General features: G+C 64.8%; 9 protein-coding genes and 1 pseudogene. 7 read left to right on the top strand and 3 right to left on the bottom strand.

The features are described from left to right. From H926_RS33645 to H926_RS0119595, 3 genes and pseudogenes are all read right to left on the bottom strand, one after another. Positions 1 to 199, bottom strand: a pseudogene (locus H926_RS33645) (sulfotransferase); the annotation flags it as partial. A gap of 62 nt (positions 200 to 261) precedes the next feature. Then, the gene (locus H926_RS0119600; RefSeq protein ID WP_022677800.1) at positions 262 to 1,146 is read right to left on the bottom strand and encodes a sterol desaturase family protein; all 885 of its coding nucleotides are present in this window, start codon (positions 1,144 to 1,146) and stop codon (positions 262 to 264) included. A gap of 129 nt (positions 1,147 to 1,275) precedes the next feature. Beyond that, the gene (locus tag H926_RS0119595; RefSeq protein WP_051146453.1) at positions 1,276 to 3,681 is read right to left on the bottom strand and encodes a TonB-dependent receptor; all 2,406 of its coding nucleotides are present in this window, start codon (positions 3,679 to 3,681) and stop codon (positions 1,276 to 1,278) included. An 800-nt stretch (positions 3,682 to 4,481) separates the two neighbouring features. Between H926_RS0119595 and H926_RS0119590 the strand changes: the two genes are divergently transcribed. The 7 genes from H926_RS0119590 to uca form a co-directional block, all read left to right on the top strand. Next, complete coding sequence (locus H926_RS0119590) at positions 4,482 to 5,564, top strand: putative urea ABC transporter substrate-binding protein (RefSeq protein WP_022677798.1); 1,083 nt, start codon at positions 4,482 to 4,484, stop codon at positions 5,562 to 5,564. Positions 5,565 to 5,622: 58 nt separating this feature from the next. Beyond that, positions 5,623 to 6,438, top strand: coding sequence for an ABC transporter permease (locus tag H926_RS0119585; RefSeq protein ID WP_022677797.1), 816 nt, complete (start codon positions 5,623 to 5,625; stop codon positions 6,436 to 6,438). Then, the gene (locus tag H926_RS0119580) at positions 6,435 to 7,226 is read left to right on the top strand and encodes an ABC transporter ATP-binding protein (RefSeq protein ID WP_022677796.1); all 792 of its coding nucleotides are present in this window, start codon (positions 6,435 to 6,437) and stop codon (positions 7,224 to 7,226) included. The genes H926_RS0119585 and H926_RS0119580 overlap by 4 nt, the downstream gene beginning before the upstream one ends. A 16-nt stretch (positions 7,227 to 7,242) precedes the next feature. Beyond that, complete coding sequence (locus H926_RS0119575) at positions 7,243 to 7,722, top strand: CopG family ribbon-helix-helix protein (protein WP_022677795.1); 480 nt, start codon at positions 7,243 to 7,245, stop codon at positions 7,720 to 7,722. Then, positions 7,719 to 8,588, top strand: a complete 870-nt coding sequence (locus tag H926_RS0119570) for an urea amidolyase associated protein UAAP1 (RefSeq protein WP_022677794.1) — start codon at positions 7,719 to 7,721, stop codon at positions 8,586 to 8,588. The genes H926_RS0119575 and H926_RS0119570 overlap by 4 nt, the downstream gene beginning before the upstream one ends. A gap of 19 nt (positions 8,589 to 8,607) precedes the next feature. Continuing rightward, entirely contained in the window at positions 8,608 to 9,243 is a 636-nt protein-coding gene (locus tag H926_RS0119565; protein ID WP_022677793.1) for an urea amidolyase associated protein UAAP2, read from the top strand. After that, positions 9,240 to 12,637 (top strand): urea carboxylase (uca, locus tag H926_RS0119560; protein WP_022677792.1); only part of this gene is annotated, 3,398 nt, incomplete at its 3' end. The genes H926_RS0119565 and uca, both read left to right, overlap by 4 nt.

Genomic DNA, 12,637 nt, shown 5'->3' with positions numbered 1-12,637 from the left:
GCGCCACGGCCTGGCGCAGCAGGGCGGTCGCGGCGCTGATCCGTCCCTGCCCGGCTTCGGCCAGGCCCAGCAGGAACAGCGCCTCCGCCCGCTGCGGGGCCGCATCGCCAACCATCTGCGCCGCGCGCACGACGGCCGGCCAATCACCCCGCACTAAGGCGGCACGCGCGGCGGCAATCTGCGGATCGGTCTTGGTCATCCCGCCCTGTGCCATGCGCGCGGCGGGGCTGGCAAGCGGCGCCACCCGATCGGCCAATGCGTTCAGCGCTGCACCGCTTCCTCATTGCCCGCGCGGCGCGCCTTGACCGCATCGATCACCGGCACGAACGGGAACATGAACTGTTCGCGGATGGTCAGGCGGCGTCGCTCGTCCTGGCCGACCAGGATGCCTTCGCCCTCGCGATAGGTGCCCAGCACGCGATCGATCAGGATCATCGAGTTGGCATAGTTGCAGCGGGTTTCTTCATAGCCGACCGAATGGTGCAGGCTGTGATGGCGGATCGTGGTGAAGAAGAACGAATAGAACCACGGCGGGTCAGACTTGACGTTGGCATGGGCAAAGCCGGCCACCACGTTGCCCACGCTCGCCGCACACAGGATCGCCACCGGGCTGAAATCGAGCAGCGCGATCACGCCCAGACTGATCAGGAAAAGCTCCAGCGGATTGCCGACATAGCCTTTCAGCGCGTTCAACTGGGTAATGTGGTGATGCGGCGCATGGGTCAGCCACAGCGGCGTCCAGTTGTGCATCGCGCGATGCATCCAGTATTGGCCGAATTCAAAAAGGAAGAAGATCAGCCCGACCTGTGCCAGGAACGGCAGGTGTTCCAACCAGGGCGTGGCCAGCCCGGCGCTGGCCTTGGCCGCCTTCATCGGCGCATCGGCAAAGAAATCGGTGGCACGGGAAATCACAGTGGAACTGAGCACGACATAGAAGGTGTCGGTAAAGAACTCGCGCCAGTTCATCCGCCAATCGGCGTGGCGTTCGAACAGCCATTCCAGCAGCAGCAGCCAGGCCGAAATGGCCGTGGCCATGATAGTGAGCGTCCAGGGATAATCGATCACGCTCTTGGGCGCATAGGCCCAGAACAGGATCACTGCCAAAAGCGTGGCGGGCGGAATCAGCCCGATCAGCCGCTGTTTCATGTCTGTCCCATCCATGGCGAAGCTCTGTTGCGAAATTCTGGGAAATAGCGGGACCCCGGACTTGATCCGGGGTCCCGCTTCCTGTCGTCACGATCCATTCACGCAGCAACAGGAAGCGGGCTTTTCACGTCACTTGTAGTGGAAGGTCATTTCCAGCCCCACGCGGCGCGGCGTCAGGACACCATAGGCATAGAACCGTTCCACCACGCCGCTGCGGGCGCGGTTATAGGAACTGGTGTCGTTCTCCACCGCCGTCACGGCATACTTGTCAAAGATGTTGTCGGCGTAGACGCCCACATCGAACATCGGGCTGTGATAGGTGACCGAGGCGCGGTGCGTGGTATAGGCCGGGATCACTTCGCCATTGCCGCGCAGGCCGACGCGGGAATAGATGTCGCCGGTATAGGTCATCGCCCAGGTCGCTTCGATATCGCGGCCCTCGGTCAGCGGGTAGGTATAGGTGGCGCCCACGCTGCCCGAATGCTTGGTCGAACCCGGCAGACGATCGCCGGCAAAGGCATCATAGTTGACCCCACTGCTCACCACGATGCCCGGGGCATCGGCGGTAAGGTGCGCGTCGTTGTAGGAATAGGTGCCATCGATCGTCAGTTGCGGCGTGATCTTGAGGTGGCCCGAGAAATCGATGCCCTTCGACACGGCGGTGCTGCCGTTGACAGTGATGCCCACTGCGCCGTTGACCGTCTGGCTCGGCACCTGCACGCCCGCCCAGGTGACGATAAAGCCGCTCAGCGTAAACTGGAACTTGCGGTCGAACAGCGAGCCACGCAGGCCCAGTTCACGGTTGCGCGTCTTGTCCGGGCCATAGGCCAGCTCGTTGGGCAGCGCGCAGACGTTCTGCACCTTGGGATCAAGCGGCAGGACGCATGGCGCCACGCGGTTCACGTTGCCGGTGCGATAACCCGTGCTGTAGGTGAAATAGGCCATGAGATCGGGGCTGAACTTGTACGACGTGTTGGCCTTCCAGACAAAGCCGTCCTTGCCCGTGCTGCCCGACTTGATGCGCTGCGGGGCAAACACCACCAGCGGATAGGGCGTGTACTTGCTGAACAGCGGCGTATCCGTGCCGCCCTCGGCAAAGGCGTCATACTTGAAGTAGCGCAAGCCGCCGGTAACCTGCCAGTCCTTGGTGATGTGGAACGTGCCTTCGCCATAGGCCGCCTTTTCCTTGGTGCGGGTGTTGACGAACGACATGTATTCCAGGTTGTCAGGCCGATAGATGCCGGCCCAGTCGGGATAACCGGGCACATATTCGCGATACTGCGAACCATAGCGCATATTGTTGTAGAACCCGCCAAGCACCCAGCTGAACGGGCCGCCATGGGTCGAAACCAGGCGCACTTCCTCGTTGAACTGGTGATACTTCGAGGTTGCCTGATTGTAGGAGGAAAACTCTGGAAAGGCTTCATAGCCATAGTCCAGGTCCAGCAGCAGGTCGGTGTTGTCGCGCTGGGTATAGATCTTCTGGTTGGTAAAGGCGGTGGTCGCCACCAGCTGGGCCACGTCGAACACGTTGACGTTGAACTCGGCCGAATAGAGGTCCGACGTGCGGTTGGTCGGTTCCAGATAGCGCCACGGCGCTTCATACTTGCCAGTGCCCAGCACGCCAGCGCCGTTGGCCTGGCGGCCCTGCGTCTTGGTGATCTGGTGGGCGTAGGTCAGATAGACCTTGAAGTCCGGGCTGGCTTCCAGCAGCAGCTGGTTGCGCGTGGTGAAGGTGTGTTCATAGTTCACATCCTTCTTGGAATAGAAGTTCGCCGCCTGCTGGGCCGGTGTGCCAAACGAGCCATCGGCCGCCGTCGTGCCGCGCACCGGCTGCGGGTTGGACACCCCAGGTTGGCGCAGCAGGTAGTTGTAATCCATGAAGCCGGGGTTGTCGTAATACCCCACCGTGCTGCGCAGCGCGATGTGGTCTTTCACGATCGGAATGTTGATCGTGCCATCGGCATTCACGCCGGCTTCGCTGCTGTGGCTTTCGCCGAACCAGCGGCCGTGCAGATCGACGCTGTAGTGGTCGGTATCGGGCCGGTTGGGCATGTAGCGCACCGCGCCGGCCAGCGTGCCTAGGCCATAGAGCGTGCCTTGCGGGCCCTGCAGCACTTCAACGTGGTCGATATCGAGCAGCTTGAAGTCCAGATAAAGCGGTACTTCGCCCAGGTAGACACCCACTGCGCTGTTGGCGCTGGCGCCTTCCACGCTGGAATCGCCCGAATTGATGCCGCGCAGCACGATCTTGCCGGTGGAGCCTGGCCCGGTATCGGCCACGGTCATGCCCGGTGTGAACGCGGCGAGCGACTTGACGTCGTCGATACGCTGGCGGGCAAGTTCCTGCGGGCTGACCGCGCTGATGTTGATCGGCGCATCCTGCAAGGTGGTGGCGCGCCGCGTGGCTGTCACCACGATGTAGTTGGCGTCGCCGCCAGACGTGGCCGCGGCATCGGCCGCCGGCTCGCCTTGCGGTTGCGGGGCTGCCTGCGCATAAGCCGAATTCGGCGCCAAGGCCGGGATGAGCAGCATCGTGGCGCCCAGCAGGTTCGTTCGGAAAGATCGCTTGGTCACTTCAGCCCCTCGCTTTGTTCTCAAAAAGCCTGTGCTGTGACATCCCCTCCCAGGGATCAGCCCGCTTGCCGGGCAAGTGCCGACCGCTAACCGGCCTGGCACCAAGATTTGCGTGGCAAGCGAACCCATCCGGCTCGCTTGCGCCTGCCTTGCCAAAAGTGGTCGGGATCAAAACGCGGCGCCAGGCCCTGGCAGGGTGGGAGCGCTTGCTGTCGCTCCGGCAGTCAACAACCGGCCTGAAATCCGCACTATTACCCATCGCCCGCACCGCAACGCGGCGTGGCTCTGGTGACCCGCTCTTGGTATATTTATTGTGTCGCCCTGAACTATCGACACCTGCCACGGTACCGATATTACATAATCGGTCAAGCGTAATAATTTTCGTGGCATTCAGTATGATTCACTCACAGGAAATACGAGGAAACCTGCCATTTTTCCTCGCACTTGCGGCATGGCGGGGTGCCGCCCCCACACACGCGCGGCCCACAGCGATGCCGTTGCTGACGCAAATTGCCGCTTGATTCGCGACTCAACCTGGCGTCAAAGTGTGATCGCTGCACAGCATGCAGTTCACGCGATATCGCGATGAACGCTGGACAGGCAGCGTATGCGTTGCTTCCAGCATGGCGATGCCAGAACGCGTGGCTGCATTTCTCACCCATAGCGCGCGTTATTACAAAAATGACGATGGGTAATATTTTTGCCATGGACAAGGGTGGGCTTTGCAACCATGGTGCAGTGCGAAAGGGGCGCGAATCATGATGAAGATGATCGGCACGGCGGGTAAGATCGCACTTCTGGCCAGCACACTGATGATGGCGTCATGCTCCTCGGCACCCGATGCCGGAGCCGAGAAGAAAACCGAATTCAATATCGGCTGGTCGATCTATGCTGGCTGGATGCCATGGCCCTATGCGCAGCAGGCAGGTATCGTCAAGAAATGGGCCGATAAGTACGGCATCAAGATCAATATTGTTCAGGTGAACGACTATGTCGAATCCGTGAATCAATATAACGCCGGCAAGTTTGACGGTGTTACCGTCACCAACATGGATGCGCTGACCATCCCTGCCGCCGGGGGCAAGGATACCAGCGCGATCATCGTCGGTGACTATTCCAACGGCAACGATGGCGTCCTGCTCAAAGGTGCCAATTCGGTTTCCGCCCTCAAGGGCAAGCAGATCTACCTGGTCGAGCTCTCGGTGTCGCACTACCTGCTCGCCCGTGCCCTGGGATCGGCCGGCCTGTCGCTCAGCGATATAAAGACAGTCAATACGTCAGACGCTGATATCGTGGGCGCCTTTTCCAGCCCCGATGCCCAGGCCGCAGTGGCCTGGAACCCGCAGCTGTCGGTCATGCGCGGGCAGCCTAGCGCCAACGAGGTGTTTTCCTCGGCACAGATTCCGGGCGAAATCCTCGATCTGATGGCGGTGGATACCGCCACGCTCAAGGCCAATCCCGCGCTGGGCAAGGCACTGGCCGGCATCTGGTATGAAACCATGGCGCTGATGAAACGCCAGGACGCCCAGGGCAAGGAAGCGCGCGCCGCCATGGCCAAGTTGGCCGGGACCACGCCCGATGTGTTCGACAAGCAGCTGACCACCACGTTCCTCTATGACCAGCCCGCCGCGGCAGTGGCTGCGGCAGACAGCCCGGCGCTGGTCACCACGATGACGCGGGTGCGCGATTTCAGCTTTTCCAAGGGCCTGTTCAAGGGCGCCAGCTCGGCCGACGCGGTCGGCATGGCCTTTCCCGGCGGCAAGACGCTGGGCGATCCGGCCCATGTCACGCTGCGTTTCGATGACAGCTTCATGAAGCTGGCCGCCGCCGGCAAGCTCTGATCCGGCAACCTCGGCGCGCTGCCGGGGCCTGCCGTCCGTTCTCCAAGGGGTTCACGCCATGCGCTGGGTCAACCGCAAGATGCGCCGCAATGACAGGATGATCGCCGGCGCGGTCCCGATCCTGGCCCTGCTGGTGCTCTATCTCGTCATGGCGGCGCAGCGCCACGCGCTCAATCCCAGTGACAAGATCCTGCCGCTGCCCGATGCCATGGCGCGCGGCCTGTCGGCCCTGCTGTTCCAGGCCGATCCGCTTTCGGGCCACTTCCTGTTCTGGACCGACACGTTCGCCAGCCTTGAGCGGCTGGGCCTCGGCCTGGGCATTGCCACGCTGGGTGCGCTGGTCGCCGGGCTGGTGCTGGGCGTGTTGCCGCCGGTGCGCGCCACGCTGGGGCCACTGGTCACCGCGATTGCGGTGATCCCGCCGATCGCGCTGCTGCCGGTCTTGTTCATCGCGCTGGGCCTGGGGGAAACGGCCAAGGTGGCGCTGATCGTGGTGGGCATTGCCCCGCCGATGATCCGCGACATCACCGATCATATCGCCAGCCTGCCGCGCGAGCAGATCATCAAGGCGCAGACCCTGGGGGCCAGCAGCTGGCAGATCATGATCCGCGTCGCCCTGCCCCAGGCCATGCCGCGCCTGATCCAGGCGGTGCGCCTGGCGCTCGGGCCGGCCTGGGTGTTCCTCATCTCGGCCGAGGCGATCGCCGCTGACACCGGGCTGGGCTATCGCATCTTCCTGGTGCGGCGCTACCTCGCGATGGACGTGATCATCCCCTACGTGGCGTGGATCGCGCTTCTGGCGATTACCCTGGACTTTGCCCTGTCCCTGGCCAGCCGCCGCCTGTTTCCCTGGGCTCATGGAGCAAGCCATTGACCGCGCTCCTTTCCCTTCGCGATATCTGGGTTGAATTCGGGGACAAGATCGTCCTGGAAAAGATCAATCTCGATGTGGCGGCCGGCAGTTTCGTCTCGATCGTCGGGCCATCGGGCGCGGGCAAGAGCAGCCTGCTGCGCCTGGTCTTGGGGCAAGAGGCGCCAAGCCGGGGCACGATCAGCCTGGATGGCGCGGTGCTGCCCCCCGAATGCGGCCCCGATCGCGGCGTGGTGTTCCAACGCTATTCGGTCTTTCCCCATCTCACCGCGCTGCAGAACACGATGTTCGGCCTGGAATGCGCGCAGGCGCCCTTGCTGGCCCGACTGTTTGGTAGCGCCCGCCGCGCCGCGCGGGACGAGGCTGTCGCCATGCTCGAAGCCGTGGGCCTGGGCGATGCACTGCAGCTCTATCCGGCGCAGATGTCGGGCGGGATGCAGCAGCGCCTGGCGATTGCCCAGGCCTTGCTCAAGCGGCCGCGCATCCTCTTGCTGGACGAGCCGTTCGGCGCGCTCGATCCGGGTATCCGGGCCGACATGCACGTGCTGATCCGCCGCCTGTGGCGCGAACACGCGCTGACGGTGATCATGGTGACGCACGACATCCGCGAGGCGTTCTCGCTCGGCACGCGTGTGCTGGCGCTCGACAAGCGCCGCCACGATCCCCACGCCCCGCACCGCTATGGCGCCACCGTGGTCTATGACCTGCCGCTGCGCCCGCGCGAAGACGAAGCGCCGGCCGAAACCGCCGAGCCGGAAGACAAGACGCCACCGCAAAAGGTGGCCGTATGACAAGAGAGGAACTCGCATGAGCAGCGAACCCGCCAGCCTGGCGCGGCTCAGCATGAGCTTGCCGGCCGATCTGTTCCGCAAGCTCGACATGATGGTGGAAGAGCGCCAGTTGCCCTCGCGCTCGCAACTGATTGCCGAGCTGATCCGCCACGCCCTGGCCGACCACGAAGCCCTCACCCGCCCGGACGAGATGCTCGCCGGCACGATCACCATGGTCTATCGCGGTGACCGTGGCCGCGTGCGCCACCAGCTGGCGCAGACCCAGGCCGATTACCTCAAAGAGGTGATTTCCGCCCAGCACGTGTTCCTGGAAGACGACCAGAGCCTGGAAGTCCTGCTGGTGCAGGGCCCGGCCGTGCGGCTGAAAGAACTTTCCGACGCGCTGCGCCGCGTGCGCGGCGTGCAACAGCTCGAACTTGTCACCACCACTGCCCTGCTGCCGCCGATCTATGTTCAGGACGACGGCAAGAGCACCAGCAATGGAGCGGCCGCATGACCGATACGCTCACCCCTTCCCCGGCCCCAACCCCGGCAGCCGCCGGAGGCAACCTCGCCAACCCGCTCGCCGCGCGCGATCATGCACGCAGCATGGGCGGCACGGTGGTGGAAACCATGCCGGTGCTGCCGCCCAAGGCTGATGATCTGCCCGAGGGGGTCGATCCGGCAGACCTGGTGTGGGAAGAAACCATTGCCGCCGGCGGCTATGCCACGCGGGTTCTGGCACGCGGCACGCGGCTGCGCCTGATCGATACGCGCGGCGATGCCTGCGCCGGGCTGCAGGTGTTCAACGCCGCCATGCCGACCGAGCGGCTCAATGTGGCCGATACAGTCAAGGTGCAATGGAACGCCTATCTCGGCGCGGGCAAGCTCCTGCTGTCGGACATGGGCCGCGTGCTGCTCAGCATCGTGGAGGATGATGCCGGCACGCACGATTGCTTTGCCGGCACATCGAACGCGGCCAGCAATGCGGCAAAATACGGCGAAGGCCGCAACAGCGGCGCCTGCCCCAACGGGCGCGACCGGTTCCTGCTCGGCGCGGCCAAGCATGGCCTGACGCGGCGCGACGTGCATCCCTGCATCAATCTGTTCAAGGGCACGCGGATCGAGGAAGACGGCACAATCACGCCGCTGGTCGGCCCGTTCGCGCCCGGCCGGCAGGTGCTGCTGCGCGCCGAAATGGACGTGATCGTGGTCATTGCCAATGTGCCCCACGTGCTTGATCCGCGCGCGGAATACAGCGTCACCCCGCTGCGCGCCACGGCCTGGCGCGGGCCGGCAACGCTGGGCAACGATCCCATCCGCAACGCGACACCCGAAGGCCTGCGCGCCTTCCTCAATGTCGAAGACTATTTCCGCCGCTAAACGCGAAGGACGGATTGCGATGTCAACCGATACCCATCTTGCCGGCCTGTCCGGCACTATCGTTCACGACGAGATCGTGCCCGCCCGCGCCCCCTGGCTCTATCACGTCGCCAAGGGGCAGACGCTGCGCATCGTCGATCTGGAGGGCAACCAGGCGGTCGATTTCCTGCTCTACAGCGCGAGCGACGATGCCGAACGCTATTCCGCGCAGGATACCGTGGCGGCGCAGGGCAACCTGTTCCTGCGCGCCGGCTCCACGCTGTTGTCCAACGAAGGGCGCCCGATGATGACCATCGCGGCCAGCGCGGTGGACTATCACGATACGATTGGCGGGGCCTGTTCGTGCGAATCCAATACCTTGCGCTATGGTCATCACACCAAGTGGCAACATGCCTGCGTCGAAAACTTTCTGGAGGCCAACCTGTGGGAAGGGCGCGGCAAGCGGGACATCGTCTCGAACATCAACTTCTTCATGAACGTGCCGGTGGAGGCCGATGGCGCGCTGGGCATCGTCGACGGGATTTCCGCGCCGGGCCTGACGGTGGACCTCAAGGCCGAGATGGACGTGGTGGTCGTCGTGTCCAATTGCCCGCAGATCAACAACCCGTGCAACGCGTTCAATCCCACCCCCGTGCGCATGATCGTGGCGGCATGATGTTCGATACCGTCCTCATCGCCAATCGTGGCGCGATCGCCACCCGGATCATCCGCACCCTACGCCAGATGGGCCTGCGCTCTGTCGCTGTCTATTCCGAGGCGGACGAGGGATCGGCCCATGTCGCCCTGGCGGACGAGGCCGTGTGCATCGGCCCGGCACGCGCCAGCGAAAGCTATCTCAACATTCCCGCGATCATCGCTGCGGCCAAGCAGACCGGCGCCGGCGCGATCCACCCCGGCTATGGCTTCCTGGCCGAAAACGTCGAATTTGCCGATGCCTGCGCGGCAGAAGGCATTGTCTTCATCGGCCCCACGCCCGACAATATCCGCACTTTCGGCCTCAAGCACAGCGCGCGCGAACTGGCCAAGGCCCATGGCGTGCCGCTGGCGCCGGGCAGCGACCTGCTGACCAGCGAGGACGAAGCGGTGACGGCGGCGGCGGCCATCGGCTATCCCATCATGCTCAAGGCCACGGCCGGCGGTGGTGGCATCGGCATGCGCGTGTGCGAGACCGAGGCCGACGTGCGCGAGGGTTTTGCCACCGTGGCGCGCCTGGGGCAGAGCAATTTCGGCGACGCCGGCGTGTTCCTGGAACGCTATGTGCGCCGCGCCCGCCATGTCGAAGTGCAGATCTTTGGCGATGGCGCGGGGCGCATCGTCGCCCTGGGGGAGCGCGATTGCTCGCTGCAACGCCGCAACCAGAAGGTGGTGGAGGAAGCCCCCGCGCCGCTGCTGCCCGAAAGCGTCCGCGCCGATCTCTATGCCGCCGCCATCCGCCTGGGCGAGGCGGCGCGCTACCGCTCGGCCGGGACGGTAGAATTTCTCTACGATGCCGATCGTAAGGAGTTCTTTTTCCTGGAAATGAACACCCGGCTTCAGGTCGAACACGGCGTGACCGAAGAGGTTATGGGCATCGACCTGGTCGCATGGATGGTGCGCGGCGGCGCGGGTGACTTCACGTTTCTGGACAGCGCGCCCACCACGCCGTCGGGCCATTCGGTGCAAGTGCGCCTCTATGCCGAGGATCCCGCGCTGGACTACCGCCCCACTTCCGGCACGCTGACGGCGGTGGAATTTCCCGCCGATATCCGCACCGAAACCTGGGTGGTCGCGGGCACCGAAGTGAGCGCATGGTACGATCCCATGCTGGCCAAGCTGATCGTGCATGCCCCCACGCGCGAGGCGGCGGTGGCAGCGATGCAGCAGGCGCTGGCCGCCACGCGCATCGACGGCATCGAAACCAATTTGCGCTGGCTGCGCCAGGTGGTGGCGAGCCCCGCGTTTACCAGCGGCGAGGTTTCCACCCGCGTGCTCGACACGATCAGCTTCGTGCCCGCCAGCCTGCGCGTGATCGCCGGCGGCACGGCCACCACGGTGCAGGACTGGCCCGGCCGCCAGCATCTGTGGGCCGTGGGCGTGCCGCCGTCGGGGCCGATGGACGATCAATCGTTCCGCCTGGGCAACCGCCTGCTCGGCAATCCCGAAGGCATGGCTGGCCTCGAAATGACGCACACCGGGCCCACCCTGGCGTTTACCGCGCCGGCGCGCATCTGCCTGACCGGGGCCGATTTTGGCGCGACGCTCGATGGCGTGGCGGTGCCGCTGGGCGAAGTTATTGCCGTGGCTGCGGGGCAAACCCTGGCCACCGGACGCACGCGGGGCGGCGGCATGCGCGGCTATCTGCTGATCGGCGGTGGTCTCGATATCGCGCCCTACCTGGGCAGCCGCGCCACGTTCGAACTGGGCCAGTTCGGTGGCCATGCCGCGCGGCGCCTGGTGGCGGGCGATGTGCTGCACCTGGGCGGCGAGGAAACCGCTGCGCCGCTGCCGGCGGTGGAACTGCCCGCCATGGGCAGCGAATGGACACTGCGCGTGCTCTATGGCCCGCACGGCGCGCCCGATTTCTTCACCGATGAAGACATCGCGATGGTGGTGGGCGCCGATTGGCAGGTGCACTACAACTCCAACCGCACCGGGGTGCGCCTGATCGGCCCCAAGCCGCAATGGGCGCGCGCCGATGGCGGGGAGGCCGGGCTGCATCCCTCGAACATCCACGACAATCCCTATGCCATTGGCGCGGTGGATTTCACCGGCGACATGCCGATCATCCTTGGCCCTGATGGCCCCTCGCTGGGCGGGTTCGTCTGCCCCTTCGTGGTGATCGCGGCCGATCGCTGGAAGATCGGGCAACTGGTGCCGGGCGATCGCCTGCGCTTCGTGCCGGTATCCATCGCCGATGCGCAGGCCGCCGATGCGGCGCAGCGCGCGCTGATGGCCGATGGCACGCCGCCGGCGCCGCGCCCCACGCGCGAGATCGAGACGCTTTCGCCGATCCTGGCGGAGATCGCCGGGCACGGCACGCGCCCGCGCACGGTCTATCGCCAGCAGGGTGATCGCAATATCCTTGTCGAATACGGCCCGATCACGCTGGATATCGAGTTGCGCATCCGCGTGCATGCCTTGATGACCGAGCTGGAACGCATGGCGTTGCCCGGTGTGATCGACGTTGTGCCGGGCATCCGCTCGCTGCAGGTCCATTTCGATGGCGACAGTCTCGACCAGCAGGCCATGCTTGCTGCGCTGGTGGAGGCGGAGGAGCGCCTGGGCGATCTGGAAGATTTCACCATCCCCTCGCGCATCGTCCACCTGCCGTTGAGCTGGCGCGATCCGGCCACGCTCGAAACCATCCAGAAGTACATGGGCGCGGTGCGCGACGATGCGCCGTGGTGCCCCGATAACATCGAGTTCATCCGCCGCGTCAACGGCTTGCCCGATGCCGCCGCCGTGGAGAACCTGATCTTCGAGGCCAACTACCTCGTCATGGGCCTGGGTGACGTGTACCTGGGCGCGCCGGTCGCCACCCCGGTCGATCCGCGCCACCGCCTGGTCACCACCAAATACAATCCCGCCCGCACCTGGACCCCGCCCAACGTGGTCGGCATCGGCGGCGCCTATATGTGCATCTATGGCATGGAGGGGCCGGGCGGTTACCAGTTGTTTGGCCGCACCATCCAGGTGTGGAACACCCACCGCCAGACCGACGCCTTTATCGAGGGCAAGCCTTGGCTGCTGCGCTTCTTCGACCAGATCCGCTTCTATCCGGTGAGCGCCGAGGAACTGGTGGAATGGCGCCGCGACTTTCCCACCGGGCGCCGGTCGATCCAGATCGAGCCATCGGAGTTTCGGCTCGCCGATTATCGCCAGTTCCTGGCCGACAACGCCGCTGAAATTGCGGCGTTTGAAGCCCAGCGCGTGGCCGCGTTCGACGCGGAACGCGCCGATTGGCAGCGGCGCGGCGAGTTCGACCGCGTGACCGACCTGGCCGACGCCGACGCCCCCGTGGCCGGCAGCGTGGACGTGCCCGATGGCGCCGATCTGGTGGAAGCGCCCTT

The sequence above is a fragment of the Novosphingobium sp. B-7 genome (assembly GCF_000410615.1).
Taxonomy (GTDB): Bacteria; Pseudomonadota; Alphaproteobacteria; order Sphingomonadales; family Sphingomonadaceae; genus Novosphingobium; species Novosphingobium capsulatum.
The sequence above is the reverse complement of the archived record's forward strand: the minus strand, read 5'-3'. Positions and strand labels throughout refer to the sequence as shown.